Origin of the sequence: Defluviicoccus vanus (assembly GCF_014672695.1) — a bacterium.
GTDB classification, from domain to species: Bacteria; Pseudomonadota; Alphaproteobacteria; order Rhodospirillales; family Defluviicoccaceae; genus Defluviicoccus; species Defluviicoccus vanus.
Map to the genome: position 1 here is coordinate 1542888 of NZ_CP053923.1, position 24674 is coordinate 1567561.

Annotated in this window: 14 protein-coding genes and 6 pseudogenes; 10 read left to right on the forward strand and 10 right to left on the reverse strand. The window is 64.2% G+C overall.

The annotated features are described in order from the left end of the window. Positions 1–107 precede the first annotated feature (107 nt). The gene (locus HQ394_RS07015) at positions 108–1058 is read left to right on the forward strand and encodes an IS630 family transposase (RefSeq protein ID WP_190260194.1); all 951 of its coding nucleotides are present in this window, start codon (positions 108–110) and stop codon (positions 1056–1058) included. Here the strand turns inward: HQ394_RS07015 and HQ394_RS07020 are convergent. Further along, positions 1022–2620: a putative PEP-binding protein gene (locus HQ394_RS07020; RefSeq protein WP_317629006.1), complete on the reverse strand. Its 1599-nt coding sequence runs from the start codon at positions 2618–2620 to the stop codon at positions 1022–1024. The genes HQ394_RS07015 and HQ394_RS07020 overlap by 37 nt on opposite strands. On the opposite strand from HQ394_RS07020, the pseudogene HQ394_RS07025 reads away from it, so the two are divergent. Further along, positions 2523–3308: pseudogene (locus HQ394_RS07025) on the forward strand (IS256 family transposase); the annotation flags it as partial. The gene HQ394_RS07020 and the pseudogene HQ394_RS07025 overlap by 98 nt on opposite strands. 114 nt (positions 3309–3422) lie before the next feature. Here HQ394_RS07025 and HQ394_RS07030 read toward each other — a convergent pair. The 4 genes and pseudogenes from HQ394_RS07030 to HQ394_RS07050 all read right to left on the reverse strand — a co-directional run. Beyond that, positions 3423–4472: pseudogene (locus HQ394_RS07030) on the reverse strand (transposase); the annotation flags it as partial. Positions 4473–4567: 95 nt separating this feature from the next. Further along, the gene (locus HQ394_RS19685) at positions 4568–6475 is read right to left on the reverse strand and encodes a tyrosine-type recombinase/integrase (RefSeq protein ID WP_223291923.1); all 1908 of its coding nucleotides are present in this window, start codon (positions 6473–6475) and stop codon (positions 4568–4570) included. After that, positions 6472–7521 carry a tyrosine-type recombinase/integrase gene (locus tag HQ394_RS07045; protein ID WP_223291924.1) on the reverse strand — a complete coding sequence of 350 codons (1050 nt, stop codon included), beginning with the start codon at positions 7519–7521 and terminating at the stop codon, positions 6472–6474. Before HQ394_RS07045 ends, HQ394_RS19685 begins: the two co-directional genes overlap by 4 nt. Before the next feature lie 88 nt (positions 7522–7609). Further along, positions 7610–8361, reverse strand: a protein-coding gene (locus tag HQ394_RS07050) for an IS5 family transposase (RefSeq protein ID WP_190260594.1) whose coding sequence is annotated in 2 segments (ribosomal slippage) — positions 7610–8031 and positions 8031–8361 — 753 coding nt in all. Because the reading frame shifts where the segments join, the coding sequence is not laid out codon by codon here. Between the two features lie 150 nt (positions 8362–8511). Between HQ394_RS07050 and istA (HQ394_RS07055) the strand changes: the two genes are divergently transcribed. The 3 genes and pseudogenes from istA (HQ394_RS07055) to HQ394_RS07065 form a co-directional block, all read left to right on the forward strand. After that, complete coding sequence (gene istA, locus HQ394_RS07055) at positions 8512–10014, forward strand: IS21 family transposase (protein WP_190262668.1); 1503 nt, start codon at positions 8512–8514, stop codon at positions 10012–10014. A gap of 23 nt (positions 10015–10037) precedes the next feature. After that, positions 10038–10889: an IS21-like element helper ATPase IstB gene (gene istB, locus HQ394_RS07060; protein ID WP_190263175.1), complete on the forward strand. Its 852-nt coding sequence runs from the start codon at positions 10038–10040 to the stop codon at positions 10887–10889. 463 nt (positions 10890–11352) lie between these two features. After that, positions 11353–11823: pseudogene (locus tag HQ394_RS07065) on the forward strand (transposase); the annotation flags it as partial. 17 nt (positions 11824–11840) lie between these two features. Here the strand turns inward: HQ394_RS07065 and HQ394_RS20695 are convergent. Beyond that, a complete protein-coding gene (locus tag HQ394_RS20695; protein WP_317629008.1) occupies positions 11841–12383 on the reverse strand; it encodes a phosphoenolpyruvate-utilizing N-terminal domain-containing protein in 543 nt (180 codons plus the stop codon). 131 nt (positions 12384–12514) lie between these two features. Here HQ394_RS20695 and HQ394_RS07075 point away from each other — a divergent pair, with 131 nt between their 5' ends. Continuing rightward, the gene (locus HQ394_RS07075) at positions 12515–13636 is read left to right on the forward strand and encodes an IS4 family transposase (RefSeq protein WP_190262670.1); all 1122 of its coding nucleotides are present in this window, start codon (positions 12515–12517) and stop codon (positions 13634–13636) included. A gap of 783 nt (positions 13637–14419) precedes the next feature. Continuing rightward, complete coding sequence (locus tag HQ394_RS07080; protein WP_407644716.1) at positions 14420–15847, forward strand: 1-deoxy-D-xylulose-5-phosphate synthase N-terminal domain-containing protein; 1428 nt, start codon at positions 14420–14422, stop codon at positions 15845–15847. An 82-nt stretch (positions 15848–15929) separates the two neighbouring features. Here the strand turns inward: HQ394_RS07080 and HQ394_RS07085 are convergent, their stop codons facing one another. Further along, positions 15930–17291 carry an IS1182 family transposase gene (locus HQ394_RS07085; protein ID WP_190260069.1) on the reverse strand — a complete coding sequence of 454 codons (1362 nt, stop codon included), beginning with the start codon at positions 17289–17291 and terminating at the stop codon, positions 15930–15932. Between the two features lie 139 nt (positions 17292–17430). Between HQ394_RS07085 and HQ394_RS07090 the strand changes: the two genes are divergently transcribed. Next, positions 17431–18435 carry a transketolase family protein gene (locus HQ394_RS07090; protein ID WP_407644717.1) on the forward strand — a complete coding sequence of 335 codons (1005 nt, stop codon included), beginning with the start codon at positions 17431–17433 and terminating at the stop codon, positions 18433–18435. Between the two features lie 169 nt (positions 18436–18604). Here HQ394_RS07090 and istB (HQ394_RS07095) read toward each other — a convergent pair whose 3' ends face one another. Continuing rightward, the gene (gene istB, locus HQ394_RS07095) at positions 18605–19483 is read right to left on the reverse strand and encodes an IS21-like element helper ATPase IstB (protein WP_317628948.1); all 879 of its coding nucleotides are present in this window, start codon (positions 19481–19483) and stop codon (positions 18605–18607) included. Then, a pseudogene (istA, locus tag HQ394_RS07100) lies at positions 19480–20978 on the reverse strand (IS21 family transposase). Before istA (HQ394_RS07100) ends, istB (HQ394_RS07095) begins: the two are co-directional and overlap by 4 nt. A 109-nt stretch (positions 20979–21087) precedes the next feature. Here istA (HQ394_RS07100) and HQ394_RS07105 point away from each other — a divergent pair. Then, positions 21088–21273, forward strand: a pseudogene (locus HQ394_RS07105) (IS21 family transposase); the annotation flags it as partial. Positions 21274–21296: 23 nt separating this feature from the next. Then, the gene (gene istB, locus HQ394_RS20700) at positions 21297–23372 is read left to right on the forward strand and encodes an IS21-like element helper ATPase IstB (protein WP_456151550.1); all 2076 of its coding nucleotides are present in this window, start codon (positions 21297–21299) and stop codon (positions 23370–23372) included. A gap of 124 nt (positions 23373–23496) precedes the next feature. Here istB (HQ394_RS20700) and HQ394_RS07120 read toward each other — a convergent pair. Then, positions 23497–24445, reverse strand: a pseudogene (locus HQ394_RS07120) (IS630 family transposase). Positions 24446–24674: the final 229 nt, after the last annotated feature.

Consider the following 24674-nt stretch of genomic DNA (forward strand, 5'->3'; position numbering starts at 1 on the left):
GCGCCGCTCGCCGCTAGAGCGGAGGCCGATCTGAGTGAATCGTTGGGGATTCCCATTGGGGGCTGGTTCTGATTCAAGATGTCTGCCGGAGGAGGAGGCCGGTGGACATGTCGACAGCGCTTTCCCTCGATCTTCGCGTCCGGGTTCTCAAGGCGGTGGCGGAAGGCGCGAGCCATCGCGCGGCGGCGGCGCGGTTCGGCGTCAGCGCCGCCAGCGTGAGCCGATGGCGGGCGCTGGAGCGGACGCAGGGTGATCCGCGCCCTGGCCCGCTCGGCGGCGACCGCCGCTCCGCCCGCGTCGAGGCGCAAGGCGCGCTGATCCGGCAGCTGATCGAGGCGACGCCGGACGTCACCACCGAAGAGCTGCGCGCGACGCTGGCCGAGCGGGGCCACGGCTTCGGCTACGGCACGCTGCAGCGGTTCTTCCGCCGCCACGGGCTCACGCGCNNAAAAAAGACCGGCCATGCGACCGAACAGGACCGCCCCGACATCCTGAAGCAGCGCGAGGCGTGGTTCGACGGCCAGATCGACCTGGCCCCGGAGCGCCTCGTGTTCATCGACGAGACCTGGGCGAAGACCAACATGGGCCGTACCTACGGCCGCGCGCCCCGCGGCGAGCGGCTGCGCATGGGCTTCCCCCATGGCCACTGGAAGACCACGACCTTCGTCGGCGCCCTGACCATGCGCGGCATGATCGCCCCCTTCGTGCTCACCGGTGCGATCAACCGCGACGCCTTCGATGCCTATGTCGAGAAGGTGCTCGTCCCCGAGCTCCGCCCCGGCGACATCGTGATCATGGACAACCTGTCCAGCCACAAGGGGCCGCGCACCGACGCGCTGATCAAGGACGCGGGCGCCAGCCTCCTCTTCCTGCCGCCCTACAGCCCCGACTTCAACCCCATTGAGAAGGCGTTCGCGAAGCTCAAGGCCCTGCTCCGCAAGGCCGCCGAGCGCACCGTCGAAGCCCTCTGGGCCGCCATCGGCCGCTTCGCCGACGACTTCACCCCAGCCGAGTGCGCAAACTACTTCAGCGCCTGCGGATACGATCCAGACTGGTAGGATTCCGCTCTAAGGCTCACCTCCTTACTCCTGGCCGCCTGAACTACCTGATGCGTTGCACGCAATACCGACGGATGAAAGAAGGAGTGACCCCCAGAATGGCTTTGCGTCCAACGGTCCATGGCGAGGACGTAGTGCGCCAGATCGTTTGTACCGATGCTCACGAAATCCGAGATATCCAAAATCCGATCAATATCGAACGCCGCAGCGGGAGTTTCGATCATTGCACCAACGGAGATTGCCTGCCCAAGGCATTCTCTCTGCACGGCTTCATCAACTAAGGATCGTGCCTTCTTGAAGTCTTCAGCTCCCATGACCATGGGAAACATCATCCTCACATTCCCAGATCGCGCGGCGCGGACGATCGCATCAATCTGGGTCTGGAACATCGTGTTTTCGGCCAAGGAGTAGGCTAGTCCCCGGAGACCGGCGCGAAAGGCCGGGTCTAACGTCGTGTTGTCAAAGCGGGGAATCTTGTCGCCTCCAAGATCCATCGTCCGAATGACGATGGGGCGTGGGTCAAGCATGGCTGCGACCTCAGCGTACGCCGTCGCTTGAGTCTCAAGGTCCGGCGGCTCGTCACGTTGCAGGAACAGGTATTCCGAGCGGAACAGACCAATACCGTCGAGTCCATGCTCCAGGGCGATGATTGCCTCGTCGGCTCTCCCGATATTTCCGTGCAAGGCAATCTCTACACCATCGCTCGTCTCGCATGAGGACGCAGACCCCGCCGGATTGGTGTGGGTGAAGGGGGCAGCCTGGCTCCTGAGCAACGTGAACCGCCTTGCTTGTGCCGGTGTGGGAGCGATGGTGATCGTCCCCGCCTCTGCATCTACCAGCAGATAATCCCCCGACGTCAGCAAGGAAGTTGCACCGTCGATGTCACAGATTGCGGGGATTCCTCGTGAGCGGGCCAGTATTGCGACGTGTGACGCGGGGCCCGTCCTGCTCGTAACAATGGCAGTTACGTTTGAATGATTGATCTGTAGAGCGTCAGACAACAGTAACTCTTCAGCAACAATTACACTCCCAGGTGTCAGCGAGGCCAAAGGATGAGGGCTCCGGTCACCAGCCCCGCGAAGTTTGCTCAACACTCGACATCCAATGTCTCGCACATCAGCGGCACGAGCTTGCATGAACTGTTGCTCATGTTCTTGGAATCGTTTCTCGATAGGGTGAATCTCCGCCAACACAGCGCTTTTTGCCGTAAGCAATTCATTGGACAGGCGCCGTTTGCAATTGCTTACGAAGGAGGGATCTTCGAGCATCGTCGCGTGCACCTCCAAGAGCGCCGTTTCCTCGTCGGCGTTAGCGTCCGAGGAGATGGTGGAAATTAGCGGCGAGCGGCGCGCCGGAGCGACCGGCGACGAGTCTGGCGCAGGCGCGCCGCGGTGATGAGGTGGCCATCGGGACTGTCGGCTAGGGTGGAATTGCGACGCTTCACCGGCAACCGAGGAGACCCCGATGACCGAAGACAGAATGGCGCTGATCGAAGCGATCCAGAAGGCCGACGACGGCAATTTCCTGCGTGCGCTGGCGGAGACGGTGCTGCAGATCATCATGGACGCCGACGTTGAGGCGCTGATCGGCGCCGGCCGGCATGAACGCGCGGACGGTCGACTGACCTATCGCAACGGCTATCGTGACCGGACGCTGGAGACGCGGCTGGGGTCTCTCAACCTGTGGATCCCGAAGCTGCGCCAAGGGTCGTACTTCCCCGGCTTCCTGGAGCCGCGCCGGACGGTAGAGAAAGCTTTGGTATCGGTGATCCAGGAAGCCTAGATCGGCGGCGTCTCCACCCGCCGGGTCGACGAACTGGTACAGGCGATGGGGATGACCGGCATTTCCAAGTCCTCCGTCAGCAAGCTGTGCAAGGACATCGACGAGCGGGTGAACAGCTTCCTGACCCGCCCCCTCGCCGGCGAATGGCCGTACCTGTGGCTCGATGCCACCTACCTGAAGGTTCGGGCGGCCGGCCGGATTGTCTCGGTGGCGGCGATAATCGCCGTTGCCGTCAACACCGACGGCCGGCGCGAGATCATTGGCTTGCACATCGGCCCGTCGGAGGCCGAGGTGTTCTGGTCGGATTTCCTGAAGAGCCTCAAGGCTCGCGGCCTCACCGGCATCAAATTGGTGATCTCCGACGCCCACGAGGGGTTGAAGGCGGCGATCGTCCGCGTCCTCGGCGCCACCTGGCAACGCTGCCGGGTGGGGCTGTTGAACAAGCCCGCATGGGCGGCGCCGCGAGCGGGATCGTTGCTTTCGTGCGCGGTTTGCTTGACCGGGTCAGGCTGGATGGGTGTCAGCAAGGCCGGCATTGGCCTTTCGCACCCAGCTTACCGCCCTAAACAACGCAATAAGAACGGCGGCGAGCCGCTTCAGGTTGATCGCGGCGGCGGTGAGGTAGGACTGGATAGACATGTTGTCGAGACCGCGGCGGACGGCGCGGGCGAGACCGTGCCAAGTCTTCGCCTCGCCGTGAAAGCCTTCCGAGCGCCAGCGGTGGCGCTGGTAAAGACGGCGATCTTCGGAGGACCAGCGGTCGCGGCGCCGGCGGGCTCTGAGGAGGGCGGGATAGTCGTCTCCGATCACGAGCGCCTTGTTGACCCGACCCCTGGACAGGCAGAGGCTGGCCAGCGAACATCGCGAACAATCCCTGGCGCGTGCGTAAAAGAAGCGGCCGTGCTTGACCCGCCTGCCGGGACGCAAGACCTTGCCGCGGGGGCATTTGACGACGTCGTGCCGGGCATCGTAGCGAAAGCGGCGCAGCGGCACGGCGCTTTTGATCGGCTCGGCCTTGGTCGGGATCAGGGCGTCGATGCCGCGCCGTTCGAGGGCGCCATAGACCTTGGCATAGGCGTAGCCGGCATCCGCCGTTACCGTCGTGACCGCGATGCCGGTGGTGGCCATCGTCGCGTCGACCTGACGCTCGAGGACCTGCCCCTCGTTGACCTCGCCCGTCGTCACCGCGACGTCGAGGATCACGCCACGCAGATCGTCGACGGCCGTATGCTGCTTGTAGGCGGGCTCCAGCCGTCGGTTGCGGGCATTCGTCGCCATCGTCGCGTCCGGATCGGTGACACAGACCTTTTTGTACTTGCCGGTCTGCCGGCCCTTCTTCTCAGTTTCGTCGCCCGCTTCGGCGTTCGCTTCGCTGGTCGCCTCGACATAGCGGACGGCCAGACTCTCCCAGCTCACGTCGGCGCGGATCAGCGAGGCGTCGATATGAACGATCTCGCCCTTGGCGATCCGGGCATCGAGGCAGGCCTTCACGGTGCGCCCGAAGATGCGCCGGAACCGCTCGACGCCCCAGCGCTGGCGGATTCGCGTCAGCGAGGAATGATCCGGCAGGGCCTCGTGCAGACCGTATCCGGCGAACCAGCGGATGGCGATGTTCACCTGCGCTTCCCGCAGCCGACCCAAGCCATTATGCCGACCTCCGGATTATGCCGACGTAGGTCTGTAAGTTGTTGTTTCTGGCGGGGACCGCTGCGTCGGGGTCGGCATAATCAGAGGGCCTCGAGGAAGGCGAGGAGCTTGTCGGTCGGCCGGAAGCGGCCGGGTCTTGTCGTGATCGGGGCTGTCTTCTCGAGGGCGCGTTCCTTGATCTGCAGGTCCGCGTGCAGGTAGATCTGGGTCGTTTCGATCTGTTCGTGGCCGAGCCAGAGCGCGATCACCGAGGTGTCGATGCCGGCGCGCAGCAGACGCATGGCCGCGGAATGCCGCAGGACATGCATGGTCACCCGCTTGCGCGCCAGCGACGGACAAACCACGGTTGCGTTCGCAACATATGCGGCCAGCCGACGCTCGATCGCGTCGCGGCTGAGGGCATGCCCGGTTCGTGTCGGGAACAGAGGGTCCGCAGGCCGCCCGGCACGCTCGGTGAGCCAGGCCCGCAAGACCGCGACGGTGCCCGAGGTGAGCGGCGTGATCCGCTGCTTTCGCCCCTTGCCGGTGCAGCTGACATGCGCACCGGCTCCGAGATGGACGTCGGAGCAACTGAGCCCGATCAGTTCGGAGGCCCGCAGGCCCGTCTGGACGGCGATGCCGAAGAGCGCCGTGTCGCGCCGCCCGGTCCAGGTCGCCCGGTCCGGCGCGACCAGCAGGGCGTCGATCTCCGCCTCGGTCAGGTATGTGACCAGTCGCCGTTCGAAGCGTTTTGGCGGGATGGCCAGCACCCGTTGGATGGTGGCGGCATGTTCGGGATGGCGCAGGGCGGCATAGCGGAACAGGGACCGGATCGCGGCCAGCCGGGCGTTGCGGGTGCGTACGCCGTTCTGTCGTTCGTGCTCCAGATGGTCGAGGAAGGCGCCGATCAGCGGCGCATCGAGATCGTCGATGTCGAGCTTTCCCGGCGGCTTGCCGTGTCGTTCCGACGCGAAGACCAGAAGCAGCCGCAGCGTGTCGCGATAGGCCTGAACCGTGTTCGTGCTGACCTGGCGCTGGCGGACGAGGCGGTCGGTGAAGAATGCCTGCAGGGTCGAGGCGAGCCCACTCANTGCGTCGCCCGCCAGGTGGCGCTCGAGCCTTGCGCCCGCCAGGCCCAGAAGTTCCGGTGCGGCCGACAGGTACCAGTACGTGTCGCCGGGATCGGCATGACCGAGGTAGGTGGACAGGATCGCGAGGCGGGAGCCGGGGTCGCCCGACCGGTAGTCGTCCGCGATGGTGCTGACGGCGAAGCTGTGCCGCAGATCGTGGATCCGGGGTCGGCACGCCGCCGAACGCGGAACGATGCCGCAATGATGCAGCAGTTTCTGGAAGATCGGCTGCACGGTGGTGTAGCGCAACCGTTTGCCGCGCGAACTGATCAGCAGAACCGGCATGCTGGCAGGACGCGGGCGGTCATCCCGGAGCAGGTAGTCCTGCAAGGCAGCGACCGTCGTCGGGTGCAGCGGCAAGGCACGCGCCTTGTCGAACTTCCCGTGCCGAATGGTCACCATGCCGCCGCCCGCGTCGAAGTCGTCGCAGTCGAGGTCGATCGCCTCGCCGATCCGCATGCCGGTCGCCGCCAGCAGGCCGATCAGCACCCGATAGGTCGCCTGCACATGCGATCCGCGCAGGATCTCCGTGGCGCGCATCAGGTCGGCGACCTCTTGCGGCGTGTAGAGATAGGGCGTTGCGCGCCGCGTTCGCGCCGGGAGCAGATCGTCCGGCGGCACCTCGCTCACCCCGTCGAGCGCATGCAAGTGCCGCGCGAAGAGACGAACCTCGGCCAGACGTCTGGAGGTCCAGATCGCGGCGGCACCCACTGGCCGGTTCGCCCAGGCCAGCGCGGTCTCGGTGCGGATATGGGCCTCGCCGCGATCCTCGGCGAAGGCTGTGAACTGGCCCAGAAGCCGCTCGGCCTTGTCCATCTTGTAGCCGAGGGCGCGCCGCATGGTCAGATAATCGGCAAGGGCATTGCGGAGGTGGCTCATAGCGTACCCTCCGGCCAGGGCCGCGCGATCAGGCGCAGGGTGTCCCGGTCGACCTTGGCGTAGATCGCTGTGGTCTCGACCCTGCAATGACGCAAGAGCTGCCCGATCTCCGACAAGGATGCGCCGGCGCGCAGGAGTTCCGTTGCCGCAGTGTGGCGCAGGCGATGCGCATGCACGCGCCCGATCCCCGCGCGTCGGGCGGCATCCGCCACGATGCCGCTCACCCGGCTCGAGCCGAGTGCGTGATGGGGCGCGAAGTGCCGGACGAACACGGTCCGCCCCTGGGCGTCCACGGGCCGTGCACTTGCCAGGTATTCGGCCACCACGTTTCCGACATCGGCCGGAAGGGGCAGTTGCTCGTGACAATCGCCCTTGCCGCGCACACTGATCGTGCCCGCGCGCCAGTCGAAGTCGTCGAGCCCAAGCCCGGCGACTTCGCCGCGCCGAAGGCCGAGCCTGACCAGCAGGGTCAGGATTGCCAGATCGCGGCAACCGACGGCGGTATCGGCATCGCAGGCCGCGAGAAGGCGCTGCACCTGATCGGGATCGAGCCCCCTGGGCAGTCCGGCCAGCCTGCGGCGGGACACCTTCGGCACGGCGTGCACCAGCGAGCGTTCCGTGACGCCGTCGAGATGCAGAAAGCCGAGGAACGAGCGCAGCGCGGTGACCGTCAGCTTTGCCACGCCGTTGTTCAGTTGCGGACACCACGCCACCACGAAGGCGGTGACATCGGCAGGCGTCAGAGCCCCGAGTTCGAGACCATCCGCCGACATCCTGCGCTCCAGAAACGGGCGCAGGCAATCGACATACCGCGCGGCCGTCGCCGTGGCGAGACCGCGTTCCACGGTCAGGAACTGCCGGTACCGGTTCAGGATTTCCCCGGCGGGGCCGTCCTCGCCGGCGGGTTCGGCCGCAGGCGCCAGCCCGCGCCCACGCAGATAACCGAGGATTGGGCCCAGTGCTTTGCGCGTCTTGAGTTTGCGCACGCCGGCGGCACGGCGGTCAACCATGAACCGCTCAACCTGCGCCATGGACAAGTCGCCCATCGCGAGTTGCTGACCCTGCAACCAGCCACTCAGTTCGTTGAGCAGCTTGCGCTGTGTATGGCGGTGACAAATTAGGGCCTGTTGAGATTCACCGTGAGTTTATGACGGCGGCGACGAGATAGATATTGGCGCTGAAGCTTTGGTCTGTTTTGTCGGCACGCATGGCGATGCGCTTGAACTCTTTGAGCTTACAGAAGAAGTTTTCGATGAGATGGCGCCATTTGTACATCTCGGCATCGAATGGGAGAGGCTTGCTCCGGCGCGGATGCTGGGAGATGACGATCTTGGCGCCGCGCTCGTTGAGCTCAGCGACGATGTCGTTGCTGTCGAAGGCTTTGTCGGCGATGAAAGCGTCGAATTGGAGGCCGTCGATGAGCGGGGCAACGCCGACGGTATCGAAGCGGTGGCCCGGCAGGAGTGCGAAGCGCACGAGATTGCCCAGGGCATCGGTCAGGGCCAGGATCTTGGTCGTCATGCCGCCTTTGGAGCGCCCTATGGCCTGGCTCTGAGTCCCCCTTTTGCGCCCTGGCCATGGCGGTGAACCTTGACGATGGTGGCGTCGACCATGGCGTACTCCATATCGGGATCATCCGAGCAAGCCTCGAAAAGCCGAATGAAAACATCGGCTTTGACCCAGTCTCGGTAGCGCTTGAAGACGGTGTTCCAGTTGCCGAAAAAGGCCGGCAAATCACGCCAGGGACTGCCCGTGCGAACCACCCACAGAACCGCCTCGACAAAGAGCCGATTGTCTCTGCCGCTGCGACCCGCGTCCGTTGGCTTGCCCAGGCAGTGCGGTTCCATTCTCGCCCATTGGGCGTCTGTCAGTACAAAACGTTCCATCCATAGCTTGAATCACAATCAAGCCAAGGATGGAATCCTGAATCTCAACAGGCCCTAGGCCACGTAGCGGCGGTGATTGGTGCTGCCGCGCCGGAGTAAAATCTGGCCAGTGGTTAGGCGGTCTCTTTTTTTTGTGGGGGGCGGCCGGGGATGTTTGCCGTGGAAGTCTACGCCGCCGTTCGGCATTTCGTTTTCATCGAGGGCAACAGCCGGCGTGAGGCGGCCCGGGTGTTCGGGCTGAGCCGTGAGACGGTTTCGAAGATGTGCCGGTTCTCGTTGCCGCCCGGCTACACGCGAACGAAGCCGGTGAAGAAGCCGAAGCTCGGGGTGCTGCTGCCGGTGATCGACGCCATCCTCGAGGCCGACAGGACGGCGCCTTCGAAGCAGCGGCATTCGGCCAAGCGGATCTTCGAGCGACTGCGCGACGAGCACGGTTATGCCGGCGGTCTGACGGTGGTGAGGGACTACGTCCGGGTTGCTCGNGGGAGATTGCGGGAGACCTTCGTGCCGCTGGCTCATCCGTCCGGTCATGCGCAGGTCGACTTTGGCGAGGCGATCGGCGTGATCGGCGGCGTCCGGCAGAAGATCCACTTCTTCTGCATGGACCTGCCGCAATCGGATACTCCTTTCGTGAAGGCCTATCCGGCGGAGACGACGGAAGCCTTCCTCGACGGGCATGTGTCGGCATTCGCCTTCTTTGGCGGCGTGCCGTTGTCGGTGCTGTACGACAACACGACGCTCGCGGTGGCGAAGATCTGCGGCGACGGCAGGCGCGAGCGGACCCGGGCCTTCACCGAGCTTCAGAGCCACTACCTGTTCCGCGACCGCTTTGGCCGTCCCGGCAAGGGCAACGACAAGGGCAAGGTCGAGGGGCTGGTGAAGTATGCCCGATCGAACTTCATGACGCCGATCCCCCAGGCGGCAAGCTTCGACGATCTCAATGCGATGCTGGAAGAGCGCTGCCGACGCCGACAAGACGAACGCGCCGGTCGCCACGGCGAGACCATTGGTGAGCGTCTCGTCGCCGACCTCGAAGCCTTCCGGGATCTGCCCGCCGTGCCGCTGGAGGCGTGCGAGAAGCGGGTGGCGCGGGTCTCGTCGACCGCCCTGGTCCGCTACCGCAGCAACGACTACTCGGTGCCGACGGCATACGGCTTCCGGGATGTTGTGGTGAAGGGCTTCGTCGACGAGGTGGTGATCCTTTGTGCCGGCGAGGAAATCGCCCGGCATCGTCGCTGCTATGGCACGGGCACCTTCGTATTCGAGCCGCTGCACTACCTCGCGCTGATCGAGACGAAGCCGAATGCCCTCGACCAGGCGGCGGCGCTGAAAGACTGGGATCTGCCGGAGGCGTTCCAGCACCTGCGCCATCTCCTTGAGGCGCGCATGGGCAACCGCGGCAGGCGGGAGTTCATCCAGGTCCTGCGGCTGATGGAGGCGATTCCGATGGAGATGGTGGCGAGCGCGGTCACCGAAGCGATCCGGCTCGGCGCCATCGGCTTTGATGATGCGGTCAAGCAGATCGCGCTGGCGCGCGTCGAGCGGCGGCCGGCCCAGCTCGACCTGACGGCCTATCCACATCTGCCGAAAACGGACGTCAGGATGACCACAGCGGCCGACTACGCCGTTCTCGTTCCCGGGACAGCGGCATGACCGGCAAGGCGGGCGTCGATGCGATGCCGGCGGGAACGACGAGCGGCACCCCGCAGGTTCTGCTGGCGCATCACCTCAGGCAGTTGAAGCTGCCGACCATTCTGCGGGAATACGACAAGGTCGCCCGCGAATGCGCCGGCGACGGCGTCGATCATCCCCGCTACCTGCTGCGCTTGGTGGAGCTGGAGCTGATCGACCGGGAACGCCGAATGGTCGAGCGGCGGATCAGGGCGGCACGCTTCCCGGCGATCAAAAGCCTCGACACCTTCGACTTCACCGCGATTCCCAGCCTCAACAAGATGCTGCTGCTCGAACTGGTCCGCTGCGAGTTCATCCTGCGCCGGGAGAACGTCATCGCGCTCGGCAACAGTGGCACCGGCAAGACGCATGCAGCCCTGGCTCTCGGTCTTGCCGCCTGCCAGAAGGGGTTCAGCGTCGCGTTCACTACCGCGACCGCCCTCGTGCATCAGCTGATGGAAGCGCGCGACGAACGACGCCTTCTGAAGCTGCAGCGTGATCTGCAGGCGGTGAAGCTCCTGATCGTCGACGAACTCGGTTACGTGCCGCTGTCCCCGACCGGGGCGGAACTTCTGTTCGAGGTGTTCTCCCAGCGCTACGAGCGCGGCTCGACCCTTGTCACCTCCAATCTGCCGTTCGAGGACTGGACCTCGGTGCTGGGATCGGAACGGCTCACCGGCGCGCTGCTCGACCGGCTGACCCACCACGTCCATATCCTCACCATGAACGGCGACAGCTACCGCCTGAAGCAATCCGCCGCACGCCGTCGNTCCCCCACCGCAGCCGATCGGGCGGAGCAAAACCAGGTCATCACCGAGACCGTCGATCCCGAGACCGGCGAAATCGGCAAGCCCTGATCCCCGAGGCAAAGCCGACGACACGGCAAGGGGCCCGATCGGGCCCCTTGCCGTGATTGCACCGCTCTCGCCCAAATGGCCTGCTTTGACTCCGACACCGTGGCCCGGAATTGCTCCGCCGTTGACATTGCGATGCTTCCAGATCGTGCCGGACGCGTATCCTTGCCGCTGCAAATCCTCCTCGAGGCCCTTGGAAAGGGCCGTGACCGGGTTTTTCCCCCGTCGCTTCTTTGGGTTGATCAACATGAAGTCTCCTCGTTTCGATGTGAAAGAGGAGACGCTAACAGCCTTCGGTCCGGGAGATTATGCCGACTCAAGCACAACAGACATGAGGACAATCAGAACCTTACCAGCCTACGTCGGCATAATCCGGAGGTCGGCATAATGCGCCTTATGCCGACTTCGGCATAAGGCACACACGATATTGAGCAAGGAATCACGATCGGGCGGATTTTTCAACAGCCCCCGGGTGCACTGGACCCGCAATGCGCTCGCTTACGTGCCGAAAGGCCAGCACACCATGGTCGCCGCCGCACTGCGCCAAGCGTTCCAGCAGCCCGATCATGCGACGGCGCGGACGGCGTTGCTGCACGTCGCCGAGATGATGCGCGCCCGCTGGCCGAAACTCGCCGACTTCATCATCGACAGCGAGGCCGACGTACTCGCCTACATGACTTTCCCCAGCCAGCACCGAACCAAACTGCATTCCACCAACCCATTGGAACGCCTCAACAAAGAGGTCAAGCGACGGGCCGATATCGTTGGCATCTTCCCCAACGAGGACTCGATCGTGCGGCTCATCGGCGCCGTCCTCCTCGAGGCCAACGATGACTGGCAGCTCCAACACCGTTACATGCAGATCGAAGGCATGGCCGAGCTCAACACTGGCCCAGGCAACGATCACCTGCTTGACGCTACACCACAAGCCGCATGACCCATGGCCACTTCAAATCACACCCGAATTTCCACCAGCTTGACGGACGTGATCTCGTCGGCACACTCCTCGCGTTGTTTCACGAGATCATTCAGGTCCCTTATCGATGCCGACAGGGCACGCTCAAATCGGCATGTTTCTGCTTCGACCTCTTCTCTCCGAATGTGCTCTTTGGTCAGTACGACCGGCTTTGCAGGCAGGTGAATGACGGCCATTCCATCTGCTAACCCAGGTGAGATTGCCCTCCCCCGAAACGTACGTCCCCTCGTCTGGGCAAACGCTCGAAGATGTGTCATTTCTGCCCGTTGGGCCGTGATGGTACTTGCCATCCGTCGTGAATGTTCAGCAAGTCTGTTAATCAAATAGGCATAAAGACAAAAGCTAAGAACCTCTATGCATGCATTTATGATTTCCGTTGTCATTGTCTCCGGAGCATACCAAATATGTTCGAAGATTACTCTTGCTAGAGGTAGCGCAATGGATAAAACATAAGCCAGTATATTCTTCTCGAACCATGCCATCATGGCAATTGGTATCAGATACCTCAGGAATCCCCTCATTTTGAGTTTTGATACGGATCAATGGGTTGCTACGGATGAGCTTGGCGGCGGCGGTCGGTTATGCAGGGTGAGAGGAAGGTTTCGAGGGTTGGGGTGGGGAAGTGAACGGGGTAGCGCGTCCTGAGTTTCGTTTGACCGACGTTCGTCGGTTTCTTGATGGGGTTTTCGCGGGGCATGTTCACGCCAAACGGATCGCGTCGCTGGCCAACGGCACGCTGGGGGTGATGACCGGTGCGTCGCTGGCGGTTTCGATGATCGGCCATGCGTTGGCGCAGGCGCGGGGATTGCTGACCAAGCATGCGGTCAAACAGGTCGACAGGCTGCTGAGCAACGCCGGCGTCTCCGTCTGGGAGATGTTCGGGCAATGGGTTCCGGAGGCGGTTGGCGGCCGCAAGGAAATCGTCGTCGCCATGGACTGGACCGATTTCGACGCCGACGGGCAGGCGACGCTGGCGCTCAATCTGGTGACCGGGCACGGCCGGGCGACGCCGCTGTTGTGGCTGACGATGCTGAAGGCGGAACTGGCGGGCCAGCGCAACGCCATCGAGGATGCGTGTCTCGGCCGCCTTGCCGGGGTGCTGCCGGCGGCGACGATCCTCGCCGACCGCGGCTTCGGCGACCGCAAACTGTTCGATTATCTGACGAAATTGGGCTTCGCCTATGTCATCCGGTTCCGCGGCGACATCCGCGTCGACGCCGCCGACGGAGAAAGCCGGGCGGCGGCCGAGTGGGTCGGCAAGGGCGGCCGGGCGCGCCATCTGCGCGGCGCCTCGGTCACTGCCGCCGCGCAACCGGTCGGCGCCGTCGTCTGTGTCCACGCCAAGGCGATGAAGGAGCCCTGGTGTTTGGCGACGAGCAAGGCAGACGCATCGGCCCGCGAAATCGTCAACCTCTACGCCAGACGCTGGACCATCGAGCCCAGCTTCCGCGACACCAAGGATCTGCGCTTCGGCATGGGGCTCGGCGCCGTGCGCATCGGCGATCCGCAGCGCCGCGACCGCCTGCTCCTGCTCAACGCCTTCGCCGTGCTGTTCCTCACCCTGCTCGGCGAGGCCGGCGAAGCGCTCGGCATGGACCGCCACCTCAAGGTCAACACCGCCAAACGCCGAACCCATTCCCTGTTCCGCCAGGGCTGCATGCTCTACGACCTCATCCCGGCCATGCCCGAACCCCGCCTCCGGCCGTTGATCGAAAGGTTCCTCGAAATGCTAAAAAACAAACCAATCACCGCCCAACTGACGAACATAGCTTAAATGAGGGGATTGATGAGATCAGATACAATAAAGGAAATTGAATATCTCTCTCTACGACAAAGTTAATGTAAAGTATTATTGCAGCCAGAAACAAACATGCAGTCGCTGGGCGTTTTGATAGAATCAATCTCGGTAGATGACGCAGTCGCATATGGTAAGAACTCCGTAGAGCATAACCGCTATTTATTCAGTTATTTATGCAGGGGGCATGATCCTGTTCGACCTGGTGACGTTAGTCGATAGCATCACCCTCGGCCCGAGTGCGTACCCCGACCCACTACCATCAAAGACTTGGCTGTGAGTCGCAGTCAGCGCAACTTCGCTGGATCACGGCGCGTGGGGAAGTGGCCCATCTCGCCGCGCTAAACGCATGGGCGAGGGACGAAGCCTGGCCCCCGTTCATGCTCCGACCGCTTTGAGCATGTGAGCAGCACCGTGAACGGCATGCTATCAACCCATGAAATGCCCGTAATGTCGTCCAATGCGAACGTGCCGTTTCAGACCACGAGGGGATCTGATTGACGCGCCAAGGTACTGACGATCCCGCCTGACTCGGAGCAAGGAGCCGATAGCAGCGACGAATAGTATCCCCCTCGTGCGCATCGACTCCGGCGACAAATCGTCGTTCAAGCTCGCTGGAATACGCATGGAGCTTTGAAGCCCGAAAAAGTCCCCACCCGGAACATGCCGAACGCCGGCTTTAGGCGTGTTATGCTTGTTAAGATGTGATGGAGGAGGAACGGGCGCGCGGGCAGCCTGCGCCCGAGTCGGAGGGCCGGGAGCATGACGGACCCGGCGGTGAACATGAACGATCTTCGCGCCCCCTCGTCGGACGACGCCTTCCGCGCGCGAGCGCTCCGCGCGCTCGAGAAGAAGGTGCTGTGGCTGAGCACCTGGATGATTCATCAGGCCAACTTTGTACGGTCCAACCGCGATGGTATGAAGATCGGCGGACATCAAGCGTCGTCCGCTTCCGTTGCTACCCTGATGACCGCCCTGTATTTCGATGTCCTGCGCCCGGTCGACCGCGTCGCGGTTAAGCCGCACGCGAGCCCGGTGTTTCACGCGATCCAGTATCTTCTCGGCCGGCAGACACGCGATAAGCTGGAGCGCTTTCGTGCACTTGGCGGGGCGCAATCCTATCCGTCGCGCACCAAGGACACCGACGACGTCGATTTCTCCACCGGCTCGGTCAGCCTCGGCGTCGCGATGGCGCTGTTTGCCAGCCTCGCGCAGGATTACGTCCGCGCAAAGGGACTGGGCAAAGACGCTGCGCCTCCGGGACGGATGATCGCGCTCGTCGGCGACGCCGAACTCGATGAGGGCAACGTGCACGAGGCCCTGCTCGAGGCATGGAAGCACGATGTCCGCAACGTCTGGTGGGTGATCGACTACAACCGTCAGAGCCTCGACAGCGTGATCATTGATCGGCTGTTCGACAAGATCGAGGCGATGTTCCGCAATGTCGGCTGGCGGGTGGTGACGTTGAAGTATGGCCGCGAGTTGGAGGCGGCCTTCCGGCGGCCCGGTGGTCAGGCCTTGCGGGCATGGATCGATGGCTGCCCGAATGCCCTTTACTCCGCGCTCGTCTTCAAGGGCGGCGCCGCTTGGCGCGAGCGGCTGGCGCACGATCTCGCCGGCGTCGCCGGCATCGAGACGTGGCTCGCCGCACATGACGACGCCTCGCTGGCGCGGCTGATGACCAATCTCGCCGGCCACGATCTGCCGACCGTGCTCGATGCCTTTCACGCGCTGACCGACGACCGGCCGACCTGCCTGATCGCCTACACCATCAAGGGCTATGGCTTGCCGATCGCGGGACACAAGGATAATCACCCCGGGCTGATGACCGAGGAGCAGATGGACCGATTTCGCGCCGAGAACGGCATCGTGCCCGGCGCCGAGTGGGATCGCTTCGCGGGTCTAGACGTGCCAGCGGCGGATCTTGAGTGCTTCCTCGCCACCGTGCCGTTTGCCGCATCCCCATCCCGGCGACATCTGGCGGAACGCGTTCCGGTGCCGCCGGCGCTGCCGGTGCCGGAGGGTGAGCGCATGTCGACGCAAGAGGGGTTCGGCCGGCTGCTGATCGAATTATCCCGCGCGGCGGGACCGCTCGCCGATCGCATCGTCACCACCTCGCCCGACGTGACGCTCACCACCAATCTAGCAGCCTGTCGGACTTGCGTCTCGGGCGTCGCCGGACCTGCGTAGGGATCGGTGCGTCGGCGCCTCTGTCAGCGCCATTTTGGGCGGTGCGGTCGCGCTGGCGCGCCTGCGGAACTGGCCGCGCAGGCTAGACGGCGCGGCTGAGGGCGAACATCCGCTTCAGGTTCCATGCCATGGTCACAAGCCTCCACTCGCCACGGGCGGCATTGAGCCCGCGCAGCAGGAACTGCCGGAACCCCAGCACGGACTTGATGATGCCAAACACTGGCTCGGGCGTCTGCTTGCGCAGGGCGTAGAGCGCGCGGCCCTGCGGCGTGCGCAGCCGATACGCCATCGCCTGAACCGGGGTGGGGTCTTCGGGCGCCGGTGGCGCCGCAGCGAAGCGCTCTTGCAGGCTGAGATGATGCGCCTCGCGACCAAGTGCGATCAGCGGTTCGATCCCGCCGGCCACACAGGCCTGCACATTCGCCTCGCTGAAGTAGCCATTGTCCGCCAACAGCATGTCCGGCCTGCCGAGCACGTCCGGCAGAGTGCCGATCTTGTCCAGCATGGGTGTAAGCTGCTGCTTGTCGTTGGGCGCCTGCACCACGTCGGCGACCACCACCAGCAGACTGCCCGCCGCCACCGCCGCCTGCGCATTGTAGCACTGCTCAAAACCGCCGCCCGCCACCGCCATGATGCGGCTTTCCTCGTCGGTCAGATTGATCTGATCCGTGGGCAGCGGCGTCGCCACCGGCGGCTTCGGCTCACGGCCCGTGGGCTTCTTGCCGGTGGCCGCTGCCTTGGCGTCCCGTGCTGCGAGTTTCGCCTGATGGTCTGCCTGCTCCCGTTCGAAGCGTTCCTTCGCGCGGGCCTCGATCTTCGCCCGGGCCTCGGCGAGCCTGGACAACCGTTCCTCACGTCGCGCCAATTCGTCGGGGATCGACATGCCGTCAGCGATGTCCACCTGGTCCGCCGCTTCTGCCTTGGCCATGAGATCGGCCACTTCGGCCTGCAGTTGGGCCTCCAGCTTGCCCGCATGGTCATAGGACAGCGCGCTGTGCCGGCTGGCATTGGCGTGGACCTTGGTCCCGTCGAGCCCGACCGTTCCCAGCTTCAGCACGCCCATCTCGCGCGCGAGCACCAGCACCTGGACGAACAGCTTCTCGATCTGCGGCAGAAAGCGTCGGCGGAACGCGGCGATGGTGTCATGGTCCGGATGATCGTTCGCCGCGATGAAGCGGAACGCCACGCTGTCATAGGTCGCCCGCTCCAGCTTGCGGCTGGAGAACACCCCGGTGGCGTAGCCGTAGATCAGAATGCCCAGCAGAAGGCTGGGGTGGTAGGACGCTTCCCCAGAGCCACGGTAGCTGCCGGTCATCGGCCGCAGATCCAGCCCCGCGATCACCTCCACCACGAACCGCGCCAAGTGCCGCTGCGGAAGCCACTCGTCCACCGACGGCGGCATCAGAAATCCGCTGTCGCGGTCGATCGGGCGGAAGTTGCTCATGCCGAAGAGGTCCGGGCCGGGGGCGTGAATCCATGCCCGGATTCTATAACCCACAGCTCCGCCTCGCGTTAAGTCCGACAGGCTGCTAGGCGGCTGGGTCAACCAGCGCGACGTCTTCCACCGCGAGCGGCACGACGACGTGTTCAAGGCGGAGCACGTGATCTCGGCGCAGCGCTGGGCGATGTCACCGCAGGGACAGCACGTCGAGCTCGGCATTGCCGAGAACAACCTGTTCATCTTCCTCGCCGCGCTCGGTCTGGCGCACGACCTGTTCGGCGCCCGGCTGATTCCGATCGGTGTGCTGTACGATCCCTTCATTCAGCGTGGGCTCGATGCGTTGAACTACGCCTGCTACCAGGATGCGCGGTTCATCCTGGTAGCGACTCCATCCGGTATCACCCTGGCGCCGGAGGGTGGCGCGCATCAATCAATCGGCACGCCACTGATCGGCATGGCGCAGGACGGGCTCGCCGCGTTCGAGCCGGCATTCGTCGACGAACTGGCGGTCATCCTCGCCTGGGCTTTCGACTACCTGCAGCGGGACGGCGATCTGAAGGACTCGTCCTGGCTGCGCGAGGCCCATGGCGGTTCGGTTTATCTGCGTCTGTCGACGCGCGCGGTCGACCAGCCGTTGCGGGAGATGACCGACGACCTGCGCGATGCGATCATCAGCGGCGGCTACTGGCTGAGGCCGCCCGCTCCCGGGGCTGAGCTCGCCATCATCTATCAAGGCGTCGTCGCGCCACAGGCGCTCGCCGTCTACGACCAGATCCTCGAGGACATTCCTGACGCCGGCCTACTCGCGGTCACCTCCGCCGATCGTCTGAATGCCGGCTGGCAGGCGGCACAGCGCGCCCGGCTGACGGGATCGAGGACCCAGCCGGTCGCCGCCGTCGAGCGCCTGCTGGCGTCACTCGCTGCCGATGCAAGCCTGGTGACGGTGATCGACGGCCATCCCGCGACGCTGGCTTGGCTCGGCGGCGTCTACGGCCATCGGGTGCAGGCGCTCGGCGTCGAACATTTCGGCCAGTCGGGCGAACTGAGCGATCTGCATCGGGCCTATCGCATCGACGAAGAAGCGATCCTCGACGCGACCGCTTCGGCCTGTCTCGCCCGCTTCCGGCGGCAACTCGGCATCGATTAGACGCGCTATGCCCGGTGAAGACCGGCCGTCGGAAGCAGATGAATGTCAACGGCGGAGCAATTCTGGGCCACTGTAGCGGAGTCAAAGCAGGCCATTTGGGCGAGAGCGGTGCAATCACGGCAAGGGGCCCGATCGGGCCCCTTGCCGTGCGTCGGCTTTGCCTCGGGGATCAGGGCTTGCTGGTTTCGCCGGTCTCGGGATCGACGGTCTCGGCGGTGGTCTGGTTTTGCTCCGCCCGATCGGCTGCGGTGGGGGGACGACGACGTCCGGCGGATTGCTTCAACCGGTAGCTGTCGCCGTTCATGGTGAGGATATGGACGTGGTGGGTCAGGCGGTCGAGCAGCGCGCCGGTGAGCCGTTCCGATCCCAGCACCGAGGTCCAGTCCTCGAACGGCAGATTGGAGGTGACGAGGGTCGAGCCGCGCTCGTAGCGCTGGGAGAACACCTCGAACAGAAGTTCCGCCCCGGTCGGCGACAGCGGCAGGTAACCGAGTTCGTCGACGATGAGCAACATCACCGACTGGAGATCGCGTTGCAGCTTCAGCAAGCGGCGCTCGTCACGCGCCTCCATCAACTGGTGCACGAGGGCGGCTGCGGTGGTGAAGGCGACGGTGAACCCCTTCTGGCAGGCGGCAAGAGCGAGGGCGAGCCCGACATGGGTCTTGCCGGTGCCACTGTTGCCGAGCGCGATGACGTTCTCCCGGCGCAGGATGAACTCGCAGCGGGCCAGCTCGAGCACCAGCATCTTGTTGAGGCTGGGAATCGCGGTGAAGTCGAAGGTGTCGAGGCTTTTGACCGCCGGGAAGCGTGCTGCCTTGATCCGCCGCTCGACCATTCGGCGTTCTCGGTCGATCAGTGCGAGTTCCACCAGGCGCAGCAGATAGCGGGGATGATCGACGCCGTCGCGTGCGCATTCGCGGGCGATCTTGTCGTATTCCCGCAGAACGGTCGGCAGCTTCAACTGCTTGAGGTGATGCGCCAGCAGAACCTGCGGTGTGCCGCTTGTCGTTCCCGCCGGCATCGCATCAGCGCCCGCCTTGCCGGTCATGCCGTTGTCCCGGGAACGAGAACGGCGTAGTCAGCCGCCGCCGTCATCCTGACGTCCATTTTCGGCAGATGTGGATAGGCCGTCAGGTCGAGCCGGGCCGGCCGCCGCTCGACGCGCGCCAGAGCAATCTGCTTGACCGCATCAAAGCCGATGACGCCGAGCCGGATCGCTTCGCTGACCGCGCTCGCCACCATCTCCATCGGGATCGCCTCCATCAGCCGCAGCACCTGGATGAACTCCCGCCTGCCGCGGTTGCCCATGCGCGCCTCGAGGAGATGGCGCAGGTGCTGGAACGCCTCCGGCAGATCCCAGTCTTTCAGCGCCGCCGCCTGGTCGAGGGCATTCGGCTTCGTCTCGATCAGCGCCAGATAGTGCAGCGGCTCGAATACGAAGGTGCCCGTGCCATAGCAGCGACGATGCCGGGCGATCGCCTCGCCGGCACAAAGGATCACCACCTCGTCGACGAAGCCCTTCACCACAACATCCCGGAAGCCGTATGCCGTCGGTACCGAGTAGTCGTTGCCGCGGTAGCGGACCAGGGCGGTCGATGAGACACGGGCCGCCCGCTTCTCGCTCGGCTCCAATGGCACCGCCGGCAAATCCCGGAAGGCTTCGAGGTCGGCGACGAGACGCTCGCCGATGGTTTCGCCGTGGCGACCGGCGCGTTCGCCTCGTCGCTGCCGGCAGCGCTCTTCCAGCATGGCATTGAGATCGTCGAAGCTTGCCGCCTGGGGGATCGGCGTCAGGAAGTTCGATCGAGCATACTTCACCAGCCCCTCGACCTTGCCCTTGTCGTTGCCCTTGCCGGGACGGCCGAAGCGATCCTGGAACAGGTAATGGCTCTGCAGTTCCGTAAAGGCCCGGGTGCGCTCCCGCCTGCCGTCGCCGCAGATCTTCGCCACCGCGAGCGTCGTGTTGTCGTAAAGCACCGACAACGGCACGCCGCCGAAGAATGCGAATGCCGACACATGCCCGTCGAGGAAGGCTTCCGTCGTCTCCGCCGGATAGGCCTTCACGAAAGGAGTATCCGATTGCGGCAGGTCCATGCAGAAGAAGTGGATCTTCTGCCGGACGCCGCCGATCACGCCGATCGCCTCGCCAAAGTCGACCTGCGCATGACCGGACGGATGAGCCAACGGCACGAAGGTCTCCCGCAATCTCCCCGAGCAACCCGGACGTAGTCCCTCACCACCGTCAGACCGCCGGCATAACCGTGCTCGTCGCGCAGTCGCTCGAAGATCCGCTTGGCCGAATGCCGCTGCTTCGAAGGCGCCGTCCTGTCGGCCTCGAGGATGGCGTCGATCACCGGCAGCAGCACCCCGAGCTTCGGCTTCTTCACCGGCTTCGTTCGCGTGTAGCCGGGCGGCAACGAGAACCGGCACATCTTCGAAACCGTCTCACGGCTCAGCCCGAACACCCGGGCCGCCTCACGCCGGCTGTTGCCCTCGATGAAAACGAAATGCCGAACGGCGGCGTAGACTTCCACGGCAAACATCCCCGGCCGCCCCCACAAAAAAGAGACCGCCTAACCACTGGCCAGATTTTACTCCGGCGCGGCAGCACCAATCACCGCCGCTACGTGGCCTAATTTGTCACCGCCATACACAGTCAGCGAAGCGATCCGGCTCGGCGTCATCGGCTTTGATGCGGTCAAGCAGATTGCTCTGGCGCGCGTCGAGCGGCGGCCGGCCCGGCTCGACCTGACGGCCTATCCACATCTGCCGAAAATGGACGTCAGGATGACGGCGGCGGCTGACTACGCCGTTCTCGTTCCCGGGACAACGGCATGACCGGCAAGGCGGGCGCTGATGCGATGCCGGCGGGAACGACAAGCGGCACACCGCAGGTTCTGCTGGCGCATCACCTCAAGCAGTTGAAGCTGCCGACCGTTCTGCGGGAATACGACAAGATCGCCCGCGAATGCGCACGCGACGGCGTCGATCATCCCCGCTATCTGCTGCGCCTGGTGGAACTCGAACTGATCGACCGAGAACGCCGAATGGTCGAGCGGCGGATCAAGGCAGCACGCTTCCCGGCGGTCAAAAGCCTCGACACCTTCGACTTCACCGCGATTCCCAGCCTCAACAAGATGCTGGTGCTCGAGCTGGCCCGCTGCGAGTTCATCCTGCGCCGGGAGAACGTCATCGCGCTCGGCAACAGTGGCACCGGCAAGACCCATGTCGGGCTCGCCCTCGCTCTTGCCGCCTGCCAGAAGGGGTTCACCGTCGCCTTCACCACCGCAGCCGCCCTCGTGCACCAGTTGATGGAGGCGCGTGACGAGCGCCGCTTGCTGAAGCTGCAACGCGATCTCCAGTCGGTGATGTTGCTCATCGTCGACGAACTCGGTTACCTGCCGCTGTCGCCGACCGGGGCGGAACTTCTGTTCGAGGTGTTCTCCCAGCGCTACGAGCGCGGCTCGACCCTCGTCACCTCCAATCTGCCGTTCGAGGACTGGACCTCGGTGCTGGGATCGGAACGGCTCACCGGCGCGCTGCTCGACCGCCTGACCCACCACGTCCATATCCTCACCATGAACGGCGACAGCTACCGGTTGAAGCAATCCGCCNNGGACGTCGTCGTCCCCCACCGCAGCCGATCGGGCGGAGCAAAACCAGACCACCGCCGAGACCGTCGATCCCGAGACCGGCAAAACCAGCAAGCCCTGATCCCCGAGGCAAAGCCGACGCACGGCAAGGGGCCCGATCGGGCCCCTTGCCGTGATTGCACCGCTCTCGCCCAAATGGCCTGCTTTGACTCCGCTACAGTGGCCCAGAATTGCTCCGCCGTTGACAGGCATGGCGACTTGCGGGCGAAGATGTGGGTTTCAGAAATGTTTATGGAGACTGCGACGACGGCTTCCGGCCGCCGTCAACAAGAACGCCCGATTGATCGGCCACCGACCTGGGCCGCGATCCGCGCGATCACCTCGCGTTATCGGACGCCGCGCATGGTGATCAGCCTGTGGCAGATGGCCAACTCGTTTCTGCCGTGTCTCGGTCTCTATGCCCTCATGTACGCCAGCCTGGCGTTGAATTACTGGCTTACGCTGGCTTTGTCCGTCGTCACGGCAGGGTTCATCGTCCGGATCTTCATCATTCAACATGACTGCGGTCACGGCTCCTTCTTCCGGTCGCGACGGGCTAACGATGCGGTCGGCCTTCTTTGCAGCCTGTTCACGTTGACGCCCTACAGTATGTGGCGGCGTCAGCACGCCGGACACCACGCCCACTGGAACGACCTCGACAGTAGATTGAGCGGTATCGATATCTATTCGACCTGCTTGACGGTGAACGAGTACCGCGCCCTGCCCACGTGGCGCCGCGCGCTCTGGCGCACGATGCTGCATCCCGCAGTGTCTCTCCTGCTGCTGCCGCCACTGGTCTTTTTCATCATCTTCCGGTTGCCCTTTGACACGCCCCCGTCATGGACGCATGAGCGATGGGCAGTGCAGGGGACCAACTTGGCACTGCTATGCATGTTCGCTGCCCTGGGCGTCTGCCTCGGTTTCCGCGACGTATTGCTGGTACAGCTACCAACCTCGACCATCGCCTCGATTATCGGCGTGTGGCTATTTTCGCTGCAACACCGCTTTGAGCGGTCGCTGTGGGCGCGCCACGATGCGTGGACACCGCTGGCGGCGTCGATCCAGGGCAGCTCCTACCTGCACCTGCCACGAGTTTTGCAGTGGTTCACCGGTAATATCGGCTTTCATCACATTCACCATCTCGACCCGCGGGTCCCCAACTACCGCCTCGAGGCGTGTCATCACGCGCACCCGGTGTTTGCCCGCGCGACAATCCTGACGGTTCGGCGTGGTGCTCTACTGAGTTCACTATACTGCCTGTGGGACGAAGAATCGAAGATAATGGTGAAAATATCACAAATATAAAAAGTCAAATATATTCACATACAAATATAGATACGAATTTTATTGGCATATTTATCGATCAGCAGCATCGCGCCTACGACGCAGAGGCGGGCAGAGGAGGACTGGACATGGATAGAGCGGAATCCTACCAGTCTGGATCGTATCCGCAGGCGCTGAAGTAGTTTGCGCACTCGGCTGGGGTGAAGTCGTCGGCGAAGCGGCCGATGGCGGCCCAGAGGGCTTCGACGGTGCGCTCGGCGGCCTTGCGGAGCAGGGCCTTGAGCTTCGCGAACGCCTTCTCAATGGGGTTGAAGTCGGGGCTGTAGGGCGGCAGGAAGAGGAGGCTGGCGCCCGCGTCCTTGATCAGCGCATCGGTGCGCGGCCCCTTGTGGCTGGACAGGTTGTCCATGATCACGATGTCGCCGGGGCGGAGCTCGGGGACGAGCACCTTCTCGACATAGGCATCGAAGGCGTCGCGGTTGATCGCTCCGGTGAGCACGAAGGGGGCGATCATGCCGCGCATGGTCAGGGCGCCGACGAAGGTCGTGGTCTTCCAGTGGCCATGGGGAAGCCCATGCGCAGCCGCTCGCCGCGGGGCGCGCGGCCGTAGGTACGGCCCATGTTGGTCTTCGCCCAGGTCTCGTCGATGAACACGAGGCGCTCCGGGGCCAGGTCGATCTGGCCGTCGAACCACGCCTCGCGCTGCTTCAGGATGTCGGGGCGGTCCTGTTCGGTCGCATGGCCGGTCTTTTTTTGCGCGTGAGCCCGTGGCGGCGGAAGAACCGCTGCAGCGTGCCGTAGCCGAAACCGTGGCCCCGCTCGGCCAGCGTCGCGCGCAGCTCTTCGGTGGTGACGTCCGGCGTCGCCTCGATCAGCTGCCGGATCAGCGCGCCTTGCGCCTCGACGCGGGCGGAGCGGCGGTCGCCGCCGAGCGGGCCAGGGCGCGGATCACCCTGCGTCCGCTCCAGCGCCCGCCATCGGCTCACGCTGGCGGCGCTGACGCCGAACCGCGCCGCCGCCGCGCGATGGCTCGCGCCTTCCGCCACCGCCTTGAGAACCCGGACGCGAAGATCGAGGGAAAGCGCTGTCGACATGTCCACCGGCCTCCTCCTCCGGCAGACATCTTGAATCAGAACCAGCCCCCAATGGGAATCCCCAACGATTCACTCAGATCGGCCTCCGCTCTAGAGATCAAATTGAAAGGTCGTTCACGCAGTTTCCTGCTCGGCTCAAGAGAGTCGCTGGCACCCTTCCGGGCGATCAGAAGTCGAACGCGCCGGCAGAAGACGGGGAGATGGGCGCCGAAATTCCGAATGCCGCCGT